The following is a 14339-nucleotide window of genomic DNA, read 5'->3' as shown; positions in this document are numbered from 1 at the left end:
ATGCTTTCCGCACGGTACGACGCCGTCGCCGCGACCCGCCCCCGGATCCGCCGTGACGTCCTGTTCACCGAGACCCCCGACGGTGTCCTCTTCCACAACGCCGACGGCGGATTCCGGCTGACGGCCAAGTCGGCGTACCGGTTCGCCACGCTTCTCGTGCCCCACTTCAACGGCGAGCACACGGTCGCCGAGATCTGCGAGGGGCTCGGCGACCGTCAGCGCGCCATGGTCGGCGAGCTTGTCGGCACGCTGTACGAGCGAGGCTTCGCGCGTGACGTCCCGTCCAGGCCAGCGGCGAACGCGTCCGCCGAGGCGGAGCCGTCCGCCGACGTGGCCCGCCGATTCGAGATGCAGATCGCCTATGTCGACCACTACGCCGACGACGCTGCGCGGCGCTTCCAGCGGTTCCGGGACACGCGCGTGGCCGTCGTGGGCGCCGACCTGGTGGCCCGCTGGTGTGTGCTGAGCCTGATCCGCAACGGCGGCGCGGTCGTCGGCGTACTGCCCGGCCTCGACCGGGAGGCGATCGCGGAGGAGGCGGCGGCCGCCGCTGCCGAGGGCTGCCCGGTCGAGGTCCGCGACCTCGCGGACGGGCCGGTGACCTGGGACAGCCTGGACGGGTACGACGTCGTCGTCGTGACCGGCGGGCCGGACGCGCCGCGGGTGATTCTCGCACTGCTGCGTGCCGGTGTGCCCGCGGGCCGCACGCTCCTGCCGGCCTGGTCCTTCGGGCGGCACGCGGTCGCCGGACCGGCCATGTCGGCTCAGACAACGGGGTGTTGGGCGTGTGCGGTGCTGCGTCTCGGCGCCAACGGGGCCTCCGCGCAAGCCGCCGACGTGTGGAGTGCGCTCGCGCTGGGCTTGCCGGCCGGCACGCCCGTTCCAGGCGGCCCGCTGTCCGCGATGCTCGGCAACCTGCTCGGGTTCGAGGTCTTCAAGTCGGCGGCCGGCGCGCTGCCAGCCGAGACGGCCGGGCAGCTGATCGTGCAGGACACGGAGTCGCTCGATCTCGCCTCGGAGCCCCTGCTCCCGCACCCCCGCTGCCCGTTCTGCGCCGACGACACGCTCGCCGAGGTGCCCGAGGTGGATCTGGCGACCGGGGACACCGACGCTCTCGCACTGCCCACCGTCGACACCGCCCGTGAGGCGGACGATCTGGTGGCGGAGCTGAACCGCCGCTCGGTGCTGCTGCGGCCGCACGCCGGTGTGTTCCGCCGCTACGACGACGAGGACATCACCCAGACCCCGCTGAAGCTCAGCGTGGTCGAACTCGGCGTGGGGCACGGCCGCCCCCGGCGGATCGCCGCCGCCGACGTCCACCACGTGGCCGGCGCCCGGCTGCGCGCCCTGCACCGCGCCGCCGAGACGTACGCCGAGCACGTCGTCCCGCACGCCCGCACCAACGCCCCGGAACCCGCGGTGCGCCTCGCCCCGGCCGAGCTGGTCACCGCCACCGGCATCGGGGGCGCGGAGGCGGACGTACGGGAGTGGCAGGCGGCGGCCTCGCTGCTCACGAAGGAGCGGTTCCTGGTGCCGGGCGAGGCCGTGCGCCCGTTCGGTGCCGGCAATCCGGAGCGGCTCTTCGAGGCGACGAGCGCCGGGATGCGGGCCGGTGCGAGCGTGGCCGACGCCGCCGCGCAGGGCATGCTGTCGGCGCTCGCGTACGACGCGCTCCGGCGGACGGTCCGAGGTGCCGCGGTGTCCGGCGTGGCCGTGCCCGCCGACGCCGATCCCGAACTCACCTTCCTGATGCGCTCCGCCGTCAACCTCGGTGTCGAGGCCGAGCTGCTCGACCTCGGTGAGCGGGAGCGGTCCGGCGTGTCGGTCGTCCTCACCCGGGCCGGTACCCGCTGGTCGCTCGGGGCCGAGCTGTCGTTCCGTGCCGCGGCCGTGGCGGCGCTGCGTGAGCTGTTGGGTCAGGTTCAGCTGGAGCAGCAGGAGCCGGCCGATGACACGTCGTTCGGGGATCCGGTGCTCAGCGATCTCGACCCCCGCGCCCTGGCGGTGATCGGCACTGTGACCGCCGACCCGGGCGCCGGCACATCCTGGGCGGATGTACTGCGCCGGCTCGGCGAACAGGCTCGGGACGCCCTCGTCGTGCCGACCGGCTCCGCGGACCTCGAACGCGCCGGCATCCACGTCGTGCGCGTGCTACTGACGTCGGAGGCCCGGCGTGTCGGTTGAGACGACGGCTCCGGCGGTCCGCGTGCCGAGTGCCGTCCGTCTCATGACCGGCCTGCTGCGGGCGGCCCTCGACCGACAGGGGCGGGGCCACATCGATGTGTCGGTGCGCGCGTTGGGGTTCGACGACGCCTTCGCCGAGGAGTACGGCGCGCCCGAGCCGGGACCGGGACCGGTGCCGGTGCCGGTGCACCTGTACGCGCGGCACGCGATCGTCGGCCCCATGGGCGACTCGCCCTGTCCGCGGTGTCTGGGCCGGCGCTGGCAGGCGGTACGCTCCGTGCCTCTGCGTGACGCACTGGAACTCGGCGGTCCCACCCACGAGTCGGGGGTGTGGCCCTATGCCGTCCCGTTCGCGGCCGACGCTCTCGCCGTGGTCGTGGCACAGGCGCATGCGGCCCCGGCGCGCGAGCCGTTCCCGGACGTGCGGGTGCTGGATCTGGAGTCGTTGTCGGTGCGCGGCTATCCGCTGGTGCCGGACCCGCAGTGCCCGGCGTGTTCGCGGCCGGTCGCCGACACGCCCGAGGGTGCCGTCGTCTCGCTCGACTCCGCGCCCAAGCACACGCCCGGGTCCTTCCGGCTGCGTCCGGTCGAGGCCTACGACATCGACATCGCGGCCTTCGCAAACCCGGTGTGCGGCGCGCTCGGCCCGTCCCTCGTACAGGACGTGTCGTCCACGTCGACGTCGGCGACCATCGGCTGCTTCTCGATGCGCTCCGGGGAGTACCTGCGGGAGACGTTCTGGGGCGGGCACACGGCGTCCTACGGGGCCAGTGCGCGGATCGGCGTTCTTGAAGGGCTGGAGCGCTACGCCGGCATGCGGGCGCGCGGCAAGCGGACCCGGGTGACGGGGACGCTCGCGGAGTTCGGCGCCGACGCCGTGGATCCGCGCGAAGTGGGCCTGTACTCCGAGGCCTTCCACAGCGACAACCCGCACGTCGTGCCCTTCTCGCCCGATCGGGAGATCCCCTGGGTATGGGGCTGGTCGCTGCGGGACCGGGCGCCCCGGCTGGTGCCCGAGATCCTGACGTACTATCACGCGCCCGGTCTGGACAACCGGTTCGTGCAGGAGAGCTCCAACGGCTGCGCCTCGGGCGGCTGTGCCGAGGAGGCCGTCTACTTCGGCCTGATGGAGGTCGTCGAGCGGGACGCCTTCCTGCTCACCTGGTACGGGCGGCAGCCCCTGCCCGAGATCGACCCGGCGACCAGCACCCGCCCCGCCACCCGGAACATGGTCGACCGGCTCGCCATGTACGGCTACCGGGCCCGCTTCTTCGACACCCGCGTCACGTTCCCGATCCCCGTCGTCACCGGCGTCGCCGAACGCGTAGACGGCGGTCCGGGCCGGATGTGCTTCGGAGCGGGTGCCGGTATGGACCCGGAGTCCGCGCTGGACGCGGCACTGTGCGAGATCGCCACCGACGCGGTGAACCTCCAGGGACGGACCGAGCGCGACGAGGCCCGGCTGCGCGCCATGGCCGGAGACTTTTCACAGGTGACCGACCTGCACGACCACCCGCTCGTCTACGGCATCCCCGAGATGGGCGTGCACGCCGACTTCCTGCTGCGCGGCCGGACGGCCACGCAACAGCTCGCGGTCTCCGATCTGGCCTGGCCGGACGCGACCGGAGCGCCCGTCTCGCCTGATCTGCGGGACGACCTGGAACGGTGTGTGTCCGCCGTGACCGGCGCCGGGTTCGACGTCGTGGTCGTGGACCAGACGCTGCCCGAACAACGACGGCTGGGACTGCACACGTTCAGCGTCCTCGTGCCCGGCCTGCTCCCGATCGACTTCGGCTGGTCGCGCCAGCGGGCTCTCGGTATGCCGCGGCTGCGTACGGCTCTGCGTGAGGCGGGGCTGCGCGACCGGGACCTGGAGGCCGCCGACCTCAATCGGGCTCCGCACCCCTTCCCCTGACGACCCGCGTTCTCCCAATCCCCCACAACCCTCCACGCCCAGCAGAGGCGAGTCCCATGGGCTACGCCCATGAATACGCGACGGCCATCATGCACCGGGGCCGGATCCCGATGGAGCCGGCCGACTTCGTGCCCGACTGGGCGGACCGTCCGCGCAAGGCGAAGTACTACCCGGGCGCCGAGTCGTTCCCGCTGCCCGACGCGCCCTACCCCGCCGACGCCACGGTCACGGCCGGCTTACTGGCCGACGACATGCCGAACGCGGGGCGTTTCTCGCTGCCCCTGCTCTCCGGCATGCTGCTGGACTCCTACGGCCTGACCGGCCGCCGTCTCGGAGTCCAGGCCAACACCGACCTCGGTGCTCTCCCGCACTACACGCAGGCCAACTGGTCCCGGGGCACCGCCTCGGGCGGCGGTCTCTACCCGGTGAGCATCTACTGGATCTCCGGCCGGTCGGGGCCCCTCACACCCGGCGTGCACTACTACTCACCGCCTCGCCACGCCATGCAGCGGCTGCTGGCCGGCGATGTGAGCGGGGAGGTGGCCGCGGCGCTCGGCGCGTACGGGGAGGCGACGGACCAGTTCTTGGTACTCGGCGTCAAGTACTGGCAGAACGCGTTCAAGTACAACAGCTTCTCCTTCCACGCCGTGAGCATGGACGTGGGCGCGCTGCTCCAGACCTGGCGCGTCTGGGCGCGTGCCCGCGGGCTGAGGGTGGCCCCCGCCCTGTGGTTCGACGAGGCGGAGCTGGCCCGGCTGCTGGGGCTGGGCGAGGACGAGGAAGGGCTGTTCGCGGTCGTTCCGCTGCTGTGGGACGGTACGGAGGCGGAGGGCACGTCGGCAGGGGCGCCGGGCGCGGCCGTCCGTCGGCGTGACCAGGAGCGGTCCCGGACCGTCCTCGACTTCGAGACCCTGCGCCGGATCCACCGCGCCACCGCCGAGTACGCCACCGACCGGCCCGGGCCCGAGGCGCTCCGGCCCAGCGCGCCCGCCCAGCCGGCCGCGACCACCGACCCGGTCGCCCTGCCGCCCGCGGAGTTCCCGGACGTCAGCGTCCGTACGGCCCTGCGCTCCCGGCGCAGCAGCTTCGGCCGCTTCGACGCGACGGTCCCGGTGACGGCCACGCAGTTGGCCACCACGCTCGCCGCCTGCGCGGGGACGCGGCTCGGCAGCGACGCGGAACCTGCCGGCACCCCGCGTCAGGCCCGGCTGTACGCGTTCGTCAACCACGTCGACGGCGTCGCGCCCGGCGCCTACGCCTACGAGCCCGACACGCACACCCTGCACCTGGTGGCGTCCGGCGCGCCGGGCTCGTTCCTGCAGCGCAACTACTTCCTGTCCAACTACAACCTGGAACAGGCCGGCACGGTCATCGTGCCGTGCCTGCGTACGACGGCGGTGCTGGACGCGGTCGGCGACCGGGGGTACCGGCTGGTCAACGCCACCATCGGGGCGATCGCGCAGAGCTTCTACACCGCCTCGGCGGCGCTCGGGCTGGGCGCCGGTGTGGCCCTCGGTTTCGACAACATCTCGTACATCGAGGAGCTGGGGCTTGCGGACTCCGGCGAGGCGCCGCTGCTGATCATGCTGCTCGGCAATGAGCGCCCGTGTCCTGCCGACTTCCGCTCCGAGATCGTTTGACAGGGGGCCGCCGTGACACCGAGAACCAGCTGGCAGCCCGGGCACCGCTTCCTTCTGCGGGTCGCCGGGCTACCCGTCGAGTCCGTCCGTGCCCTGCGCTGCCCCGGCACCGCCCGCTGGGCCGACGAGGTGCTGGCCGCCGAGGAGGAGCTGCTGGAGCGGGGCCGGGAGCTGAGCGACGTCCTGCACGCGCTCGTCCCGGCCGCCGACCGGGTCTTCCCCGGCGACGGCCGCCGCCGGCACCTGCTGACGCTGCGCCGGGACATCTTCAACAACCGTCTGCCCAAGGGCGACCCGCCCGCGCTCGACCTCATCGAAGCACTGGACCCGGCCGTGGCCGAGCGGACCGGGCAGTGGCTGGAGGGCAGGCGGGCGCTCGACCTGCTGCACCGCCGCGGGGCCACGCTGCTCGGCGACGAACTCGCCGGGACACGAGGCGTGTTGCGGGCGCTGCTCGACGAGGAGCGGCTGCGGCACGGCCTGTTGCTCGCGTCGCCGACGCTCGAAGGCCGGCTCGAGTCGTATGTGCGGCTCGGCGCGGGTGAACGGCCGGACAAGCGGCTGCGGAAGATCGAGCGTTCGGTGCTGTCCTACCTGTACCGGACGGCGTGCAAGACCAGCCCGTTCAGCACGTTCACGGGGGTCGCCCTCGGCACGTTCGGCGACGGCGACGATCCGTCGATCGTGCTGCGGGCCGAGTGGCGGGGTCGGGTGCGGCTCAACGTCGTGGCTCTCGCGCGGTTCGCGGAGCAGATCCTCGCCTCTCCCGCGCTGCGCGCCGATCTGCCGGTGCGGCTCGCGTCCGGGTGGGGCGGCGACGATCAGAGGGTGCGATACGTGCGGCGCTGGGTCACGACCGGCGACGACGACGCGGCGGTCACCTTCGACGCGGTCAAGGACCGGCTGTTCTTCCTGCGCCGCAGCGGAACGCTGGACCGGCTCATCGCCCTGCTGAGCGAACGGGACCTGCGCTACGGCGAGGTGGCCGACTGGCTCTGCGCCGAGTACGGCGCCGACGCCTCGCTGTGCGAGACGTATGTGTCGGCGCTGCTCCAGCTCGGCATGATCCGTGTCCCGAGCCTGGACACCGACGTGCACACCGCCGACCCGCTGCGCTCCTTCCAGGACGCGCTGCGGGCACTGGACCGGCCGTGGGCTCACGACCTTGCCGGAGAGCTGGACAACGCGGCCGAGCTGATCGACGCGTACCCGCACGCGGACACGGCCGGACGGGCGCGGCTGCTGCGCCGGCTGCGCGCCGGTCTGGGCGGGGCCCAGAAGCTGCTGGGCGTCGAGGAGCCGTCCCTGCCGCAGACCCTGCTCTACGAGGACGCCGACGCCGGAGACGACGTGTCCTGCGGGCTGGGTGCCTGGACCGGCACGGACGGCGGCGCGCTGCGCTCGGTGGAGCGGATCCTGCCGGCCTTCGACCTGACGCTGCCTCAGCGGCTCACGTTCAAGGGGTTCTTCGTGGCCCGCTACGGCAAGGGCGGCCGCTGCGACGACCTGCTCGGTCTCGTGCACGACTTCCACGAGGACTTCTTCGACCAGTACCTCTCCTTCACCGCCAAGCGGTCCCCGTTCGACGCGCGGGGCGAGTACGTGCCTGAGGAGAACTGGCTCGGGCTCGCGGACATCAAGTCCCTGGATCGGGCCCGCCGGACGTTCATCGACCGGATGCGCGCGCTGTGGGCCGGCCACGCAGGGGAGACGGACGTCGTGCTGGACGACGCGCACCTCGACGAGGTGGCCGCCGAACTGGACGGCCTGCGGGCCCCGTTCACCCCGCAGAGCCACCACCTCCAGCTCACCACGGAGGACGGTGAGCCGCTGATGGTGCTCAATCGCTCCTACGGCGGACTGTCCTTCCCGTTCAGCCGGTTCACGCACGTCTGGGACGAGCCGTCCGGCCCCGGCCTCTCCGAACCACTCCGGGAACAGGCCACCCGACTGACGCCGCCCGGAGCCGTGCTCGCCGAGCTGACCGGCGGGGCGGTGACGACCAACCTCAACCTGCACGGACGCCTGACCGAGTACCAGATCGTCTGCCCCGGCGAGTCGAGCAGCGTTCCCGAGGACCGCCGTATCCACCTGGAGGACCTCCGCCTCGAACACGACGAGGACGAGGACCGGCTGCTGCTGCGCTCCGAGCGGCTCGGCCGTGAGGTGATCCCGGTGTACCTCGGCTATCTGGTGCCGCTCGCCCTCCCCGAGACCCCGCGCACACTGCTCCTTCTGTCGCCCACGTCGATGGCCCCGCTCGACGTCTGGGCCGGTGTCCCGCACGGCCCGGCGCACGAGGGCGTCACCCGCCGCCCCCGGGTGCGGCACGGCAACCTCGTGCTCGCCCGGCGCGGCTGGTCCACGACCGCCGCGGCGCTGCCCACACGGCCGGCCGGCACGCCGGACGACGAGGCATTCCTGGCGTGGCGGCGCTGGCGCCGCATGCACGGCCTGCCCGCCCGCGTCTTCGTCACCGTCTCCAGCGGCCCCCGGGGCGGGGCGGGCGCCAAGCCGCAGTACCTCGATTTCGACAGCCCACTGTCGCTCACCGCCGTCGAGGCGCTGGTCAAGTCGCCGGACGACCGGATCGAGCTGCGCGAGATGCTCCCGGCGGAGAGCGGCCTGCACGTCGTCTCCGAACGTGGCAGCCACGTGGCCGAGTTGTCGGTCGAGACCTTCACCTCCCACAGCCGTTTCGAGGAGAGCCCCGCATGACCGACCTGACCCCCGGCCGCGGCAAGTGGCAGGCCATGCACATCTTCTACGCCGCCAACCCGCAGCCCCTGCTGGTGAAGTGCGTGGGCCCGCTGATCCGGGACCTCACCGGCGACGGGCTGCTCGCCGGGCACTTCTTCATCAACTACTGGCTGGAGGGCCCGCATGTGCGGCTCCGGCTGCGGCCGGCGAGCGAGGAGGCGACGGCCGAGGTGCGCCGCCGGGCCGAGGAAGCCGTCGACGCGTTCCTGCGCAGCCGTCCGGCGCTGTACGAGGTCGACTCTGGGTTCCTCAGCGAGTTCTACAACACCCTCTTCGAGATCGAATTCCCGGAGGGCGACCGCGGGGAGTTCATGGGCGAGGACGGACGGATGCGGCTGCGCCCGAACAACTCACGTGCCTACCAGCCGTACGAGCCGGAGTACGGCAAGTACGGCGGGCCGGCCGGAGTCGCGCTGGCGGAGTGGCACTTCGCGCACTCCAGCGATCTGGTCATCGCGGCGCTGGGCTCGATGAACCTGCACCTGAGGACCGTACTGCTCGGCACCTCGGCCCAGTTGATGATGGTGATGGCTAGCTGCTTCCTGCCCGACGAGGACGACCTCGCCGACTATCTGCAGCGGTACTACGAGTTCTGGCACCGCGCGTTCCCGGGCACGGGCTTCATCGGTTCCTCGGAGTACGACCGCAGCTACGCCGAGATGGCGCCCCGGCTGGGCCGCCGTTTCGACGGGATACGCCGGGCCGTCGCCGCGAGGCGGCCCGACCGGCTGCCCGCGTTTCTGCGCGGCTGGGCGGCGCACTGCCTGGAGCTGCGGGAGAAGGCGGTCGCGCTGGCCGAGGCGGGCGAACTGGTCTTCCGGTCCTGGGACGGCACCCGCGACGAGCAGGTCACCGACCCGGCGCTCGCTCTGCCGCTGCTCCTCTCGCCATACATGCACATGACCAACAACCGGCTGCATGTGACGATCCGCGACGAGGCGTACCTCTCCCACATCCTCGGCCGGGTGTTGCGCTCGGGCACGGGAGCCGCGTCGGAGGCCCTCTCATGACACCCGACGTCTTCACGCACCGGCCCCGGCTGCGGCCGGACATCCTGCTCAGCGCGCCCCTGCTGCGCGGTCCTGCCACCGTGCACCTGATCAAGGATCCGGCGGACGGCTCGTCGTTCGAGGTGGGGCCGAAGGAGTACTTCCTGATCTCCCGGCTGGACGGGGACCGCAGCCTCGAGGAGATCGGCGTCGAGTACGCCGCCGCCTTCGGGCGACGCCTCGGCGAGGCCAACTGGCAGCAGCTTCTGGGCCTGTTGGGCACCAAGCGGCTCCTCGAAGGAGCGCCCGTCCGCGTCGTCCCCGCGGCCCCGCCCTCCTCGCCCCTCACCGGCAACCTCTACAGGGGCAGCCTGCGACTGGTCGCCGACGCCGGAGCGACGACCGGGCGACTGCACCGGGTGCTGCGCCCGCTGCTGCGCCCGCCGGTCCTGATCGCCCTGCTGACGATCTGCCTGGCCATGGAGGTCGTCCTGGCCGCGGGCGCCGGCTCGCTCGTACGGGACACATGGTGGCTGTTGCGGCAACCGGTGGCCCTGGTCGGCGTGTTCACCCTGCTGTGGCTGAGCACCGCCTGTCACGAGCTGGCGCACGGCGTGGCCGCCCGGCACCACGGCGGCACGGTGAGCGAGATCGGCCTGCGCTGGCGGCTGCCCGTGGCGATCATGTACTGCCGGGTCGACAACTACCGCTTCCTCGCGAGCCGTCGGCACCAGCTGGTGGTCGGCGCGGCCGGGGCCTTCGCGAACCTGCTGTTCCTGCTGCCCTTCGCCCTCTGGTGGGCGGCGCTCGGGCCCGGCGACCCGACGCGCCGGGTGCTTTCGGGACTGCTTCTGCTGGGCAGCGTTCAGGCACTGGTCAACCTGGTGCCACTCCCGCCCCTCGACGGATACACCATGATCGGTCATGCACTGGGTGTGTCCAACCTCGCCCCGGAGAGCGGGCGTTACCTGAGACTGCGCCTGCGCGACCGGCAGGCCGCTGCCGCCTACCCGCGCCGGGCGCGGGCCCTGTACACGGCATACGGGATCGGCTCGTCCGTTCTGGTCTGTCTGATCGCGGCCGGCCTGGTTGCGGCCGCGTTTGTCCTGCTCGCCCCCTGACGGACCTGTTCCGAGGAGCTGTTCATGACGGACACCGAAACCGTGCCGGCGGACCCCGGCAACCGCGCGGCGGACACCGCGATCCGCGTCGAGGGAGTGAGCAAGCGCTACGGCAGCCGCCAGGCCCTGGACGGGGTGTCGCTGCGCGTCGACCGCGGAGAGTTCTTCGGCCTGCTCGGACCCAACGGTGCCGGCAAGACCACGCTGGTGGAGATCATGGAGGGCCTGCGCCAGGCCGACGCCGGCACCGTCGACGTGCTGGGCGGCGCACCCTGGCCCCGCAATGTCGCGCTGCTGCCCCGGCTCGGTGTGCAGACCCAGTCGTCGGCCTTCTTCGTACGGCAGACGGCGTACGAGCACTTGGCGACCGTGGCCGCTCTGTACCGCGCGGACACGGCGGCCGTCGAGCGCACGCTGGCCGCCGTCGGCCTGGTGGGCCAGCGTGCCACCCGCGTGGAGAACCTCTCCGGCGGCCAGCGTCAGCGGCTCGCCATCGCCTCCGCGCTCGTCCACGACCCGGAGCTGATCTTCCTCGACGAGCCCACCGCCGCCCTCGATCCGCAGGCCCGACGCGATCTGTGGGAGGTGCTGCGCCGACTGAAGGAAGCCGGCCGGACGATCGTGTACACGACGCACCACCTGGACGAGGCCGAGGCACTCTGCGACCGCGTGGCGATCCTTGTCGAGGGAAGGATCGCCGCACTGGACTCCCCGCGCGGACTCGTCGGCGCGGCCGGCGCACCGACCTCACTGCTGCTGCCGCCCGAGCGGATGACGGTGGCAGAGGCCGAGGCGGTCCCGGGCGTCGACCGCGCGGAAGTTCGCGGCGGCAGCCTCGTCCTGGAGACGAAGGTGTCCGGGAAGGTCATGTCGGCGCTGGACGCCCTCGGCGGCCTCGACGGCGTACAGACCCGGACCGCCACCCTGGAGGACGTCTACCTCCAGCTCACGTCGGACGCGAGCACCGGCGACATCCCGCACGCGCAGAACACGGAGCACCAGGCATGAGCGCATACGGCGCACTTACGGCGTCCGGCTACCGGGCCCAGGTCCGCGACGCGGCCACACTCTTCTTCACCTTCGCCTTCCCGCTGGTGTTTCTGCTGGTGTTCGGGCTGATCTTCAGCGGCCAGGAGGTGGAGGAGACCGGCCGGCCGTACATCTCCTACATCGCGCCCGGCGTGATGTCGTGGGGCGTGGCCAACGCGGCGGTGTTCGGCATCGCGTTCACGCTGATGCAGTGGCGGCGCGACGATCTGCTGCGGCTGATCCGGATGACGCCGACGAGCCTGCCGACGGTCCTGGCGTCGCGGTACGTGCTGGCGCTGGCCGTGGGAGCGGTCCAGGCGGTGCTGTTCATCGCGGTGGCGATGCTGCCGGGCTTCGGCCTGGAACTCGACGCCCGCTGGCCACTGGCCCTGCCCGTGCTGGTGCTCGGCATCACGACGTTCCTGTCGATCGGCGTGATCATCGGCTCGTACGCCGACACGCCGGAGGCGGTGGCCGCGATCGCGAACTTCATGATGGTGCCGATGGCGTTCCTGTCCGGCTCGTTCTTCCCCCTGGACCTGATGCCGTCGTGGTTGCAGACCATCTCCCGAGTGCTGCCGCTGCGCTACTTCAACGACGCCGTCTCCGCCGCGCTCACCGGCAGCGGCAGCCTCGGCGACATCGGGATCGGGTGCGCCGCGCTCGTGGGCTTCACCGTGGTCTTCGCGACGATCGGGCTGAAGACCTTCCGCTGGAGCAACCGCGCATGACACCCGTGCTGGAGGGCCTGCCGCTGGAGCAGGCACGGCTGCGGCTGCGGTCGGCGCTCGATGAGCGGGCCGGCTCACCGTATGCCTCGCCCTGTCGAACGCGGACTGCGCGGCCGCACGACACCGGGCCCGAGGTGGTGCCGCTCGGGGCGCGTGCCGTGCGGGACGACCCGTATGCCGATGTGCGGCCCGGCGCACTGGTCCATCTGACGTCCCGGCAGGTGCTGGTGGGCCCTTGGGGCGGCGACGCGGACGCGCGTGCGTGCGGCACCTGCCTCGCGATGCGCTGGCAGCGGCTGCGCTCACGCACCGAGCGGGACGCGCTGGAGACGGGCTCGCCGTGGAGCTTCGCCCCGGCCTGGCCGGAGCTGCCGGACTTCGTCACCACCGCCGTGCGGGCGCTGTACGAGGCGGTCGTCCTAGGAAACCCGGATCCGCCCGGCGAGACGGCATCCGACCGGGTGCTGCCGCAGGTGTCCTGCCTCGACTTCGCGACGCTGAGCGTAGGGACCTTCCCGCTGTACGCCGACCCGCTGTGCCCGCACTGCGGCACCGGCGGCTCGGACACCCGGGAGTCGGCCCAACTCACCCTGGTGAGCAGGTCGAAGCCGGCCGAGGACAGCTACCGGCTGCGCCCGGCATCCTCCTACCGGCTCGCGCCGGCGGCACTCGCCAACCCGGTCACCGGCCTGCTCGGCGCAGGTACCTGGCTCAACATCACCTCGCCCACCACGGCGCCCGTCGCGGGCAGTGTGTTCATGCGTGGGTACGCGGGTCTGACCGACGTGACCTGGAGCGGGCAGGCCAACGGCTTCTCCGCGAGCCGGAACCTGGCCTTCCTGGAGGGCCTGGAGCGGTACGCGGGGACACACCGGCGGCGCGGCACACGGCTGCTGACGGCGTCGTACAGCAGCCTCGGTGAGGACGCGCTCGACCCGGCCGACTGCGGCTTCTACGCGCCCGAGACCTACCGCGACGATCCGCTCGTGGACCCCTTCGATCCGGACCGACCGATCCCGTGGGTCTGGGGGTACTCCCTGCGCGACGAGCGTCCGCTCCTGGTGCCGGCCCGGCTCGTCCACTACAGCGCGGGGCTCGCGGCGGACAATTTCGTCTTCGAGTGCTCCAACGGCTGTGCGATCGGCAGCTGTCTGGAGGAGGCGGTGCTCGGCGGGCTGCTCGAACTGATCGAGCGGGACGCCTTCCTCCTCGCCTGGTACGGCGGCATCCGGCTCACGGAGATCGACCTGGCCACGGTCACCGACCCCATCGTCCGCGCGATGATCGATCGCGCCGCTCTGCAGGGCTACGACGTACACGCCTTCGACAACCGGATCGACCTCGCCGTACCGGTGGTGACGGGCCTGGCGGTCCGCCGGGACGGCGGCCCCGGCGTCCACTCCTTCGGCGCGGGCGCCTCCCTCGACCCGGCGGCGGCGTTGGAGGGCGCCCTCTCGGAGGTACTGACGTACATCCCGCACCTGCCTGGCCAGGTGCGCGAGCGGCGCACCGAACTGGAGGCCATGGCCGCCGACTTCACGAAGGTGCTGCACCTCAAGGACCACGCCCAGCTGTACGGGCTGCCCGGGACGGCGACGTACGTGACGCCTTACCACGAGCCCACGGCTGTCCGTCCGATGGCGGAGGTGTACGCGTCCTGGGAGTCGGGCGGACGGCCTCGCACCGGCGATCTGCTGGACGATGTGGCGCTGTGCCGCGACGAGTTGGTACGAGCCGGCCTCGATGTCGTCGTGGTCGACCAGACCACGCCGGAGCAGGAACGCATCGGCCTGCGCACGGTCTGCGTCCTGGCACCCGGTCTGCTGCCCATCGACTTCGGCTGGTCGCGCCAGCGGGCCCTGCGGATGCCACGCCTGCGAACTGCCGCGCGCCGGGCAGGCCTGCGGGAGGCCGATCTCGCGGAGGGGGAGATCCGGCGGGTCCCGCATCCCTTTCCTTGACATCCTCTC

General features: G+C 72.3%; 9 protein-coding genes. All 9 read left to right on the top strand.

Annotated elements, in window-relative coordinates; genetic code table 11:
• Genes AB5J55_RS41335 through AB5J55_RS41295 form a run of 9 tightly spaced genes read left to right on the top strand, consistent with a single transcriptional unit; the run spans position 1 to position 14330 of the window.
• Complete coding sequence (locus tag AB5J55_RS41335) at positions 1-2184, top strand: TOMM precursor leader peptide-binding protein (protein ID WP_369275563.1); 2184 nt, start codon at positions 1-3, stop codon at positions 2182-2184.
• Positions 2185-2227: 43 nt separating this feature from the next.
• The gene (locus AB5J55_RS41330) at positions 2228-4099 is read left to right on the top strand and encodes a TOMM precursor leader peptide-binding protein (protein WP_369276444.1); all 1872 of its coding nucleotides are present in this window, start codon (positions 2228-2230) and stop codon (positions 4097-4099) included.
• 56 nt (positions 4100-4155) lie between these two features.
• The gene (locus tag AB5J55_RS41325) at positions 4156-5739 is read left to right on the top strand and encodes a nitroreductase family protein (RefSeq protein ID WP_369275562.1); all 1584 of its coding nucleotides are present in this window, start codon (positions 4156-4158) and stop codon (positions 5737-5739) included.
• Positions 5740-5751: 12 nt separating this feature from the next.
• Complete coding sequence (locus AB5J55_RS41320) at positions 5752-8457, top strand: lantibiotic dehydratase (RefSeq protein ID WP_369275561.1); 2706 nt, start codon at positions 5752-5754, stop codon at positions 8455-8457.
• A complete protein-coding gene (locus AB5J55_RS41315; protein ID WP_369275560.1) occupies positions 8454-9509 on the top strand; it encodes a lantibiotic dehydratase C-terminal domain-containing protein in 1056 nt (351 codons plus the stop codon). Before AB5J55_RS41320 ends, AB5J55_RS41315 begins: the two co-directional genes overlap by 4 nt.
• Positions 9506-10609 carry a peptidase M50 gene (locus AB5J55_RS41310; protein ID WP_369275559.1) on the top strand — a complete coding sequence of 368 codons (1104 nt, stop codon included), beginning with the start codon at positions 9506-9508 and terminating at the stop codon, positions 10607-10609. The genes AB5J55_RS41315 and AB5J55_RS41310 overlap by 4 nt, the downstream gene beginning before the upstream one ends.
• A 24-nt stretch (positions 10610-10633) precedes the next feature.
• Positions 10634-11617 carry an ABC transporter ATP-binding protein gene (locus tag AB5J55_RS41305; RefSeq protein ID WP_369275558.1) on the top strand — a complete coding sequence of 328 codons (984 nt, stop codon included), beginning with the start codon at positions 10634-10636 and terminating at the stop codon, positions 11615-11617.
• Complete coding sequence (locus tag AB5J55_RS41300; protein WP_369275557.1) at positions 11614-12369, top strand: ABC transporter permease; 756 nt, start codon at positions 11614-11616, stop codon at positions 12367-12369. Before AB5J55_RS41305 ends, AB5J55_RS41300 begins: the two co-directional genes overlap by 4 nt.
• The gene (locus AB5J55_RS41295) at positions 12366-14330 is read left to right on the top strand and encodes a TOMM precursor leader peptide-binding protein (protein ID WP_369275556.1); all 1965 of its coding nucleotides are present in this window, start codon (positions 12366-12368) and stop codon (positions 14328-14330) included. The genes AB5J55_RS41300 and AB5J55_RS41295 overlap by 4 nt, the downstream gene beginning before the upstream one ends.
• Positions 14331-14339 lie beyond the last annotated feature (9 nt).

Source organism: Streptomyces sp. R11, from assembly GCF_041051905.1.
Classification (GTDB): domain Bacteria; phylum Actinomycetota; class Actinomycetes; order Streptomycetales; family Streptomycetaceae; genus Streptomyces.
This window is presented reverse-complemented; position numbering and strand designations above follow the sequence as displayed.

What these genes read in the sequence shown, in the direction of transcription:
- AB5J55_RS41335 (WP_369275563.1), top strand. Translation starts at nt 1, where the DNA reads ATGCTTTCCGCACGGTACGACGCCGTCGCCGCGACCCGCCCCCGGATC.
- AB5J55_RS41330 (WP_369276444.1), top strand. Translation starts at nt 2,228, where the DNA reads ATGACCGGCCTGCTGCGGGCGGCCCTCGACCGACAGGGGCGGGGCCAC.
- AB5J55_RS41325 (WP_369275562.1), top strand. Translation starts at nt 4,156, where the DNA reads ATGGGCTACGCCCATGAATACGCGACGGCCATCATGCACCGGGGCCGG.
- AB5J55_RS41315 (WP_369275560.1), top strand. Translation starts at nt 8,454, where the DNA reads ATGACCGACCTGACCCCCGGCCGCGGCAAGTGGCAGGCCATGCACATC.
- AB5J55_RS41310 (WP_369275559.1), top strand. Translation starts at nt 9,506, where the DNA reads ATGACACCCGACGTCTTCACGCACCGGCCCCGGCTGCGGCCGGACATC.
- AB5J55_RS41305 (WP_369275558.1), top strand. Translation starts at nt 10,634, where the DNA reads ATGACGGACACCGAAACCGTGCCGGCGGACCCCGGCAACCGCGCGGCG.
- AB5J55_RS41300 (WP_369275557.1), top strand. Translation starts at nt 11,614, where the DNA reads ATGAGCGCATACGGCGCACTTACGGCGTCCGGCTACCGGGCCCAGGTC.
- AB5J55_RS41295 (WP_369275556.1), top strand. Translation starts at nt 12,366, where the DNA reads ATGACACCCGTGCTGGAGGGCCTGCCGCTGGAGCAGGCACGGCTGCGG.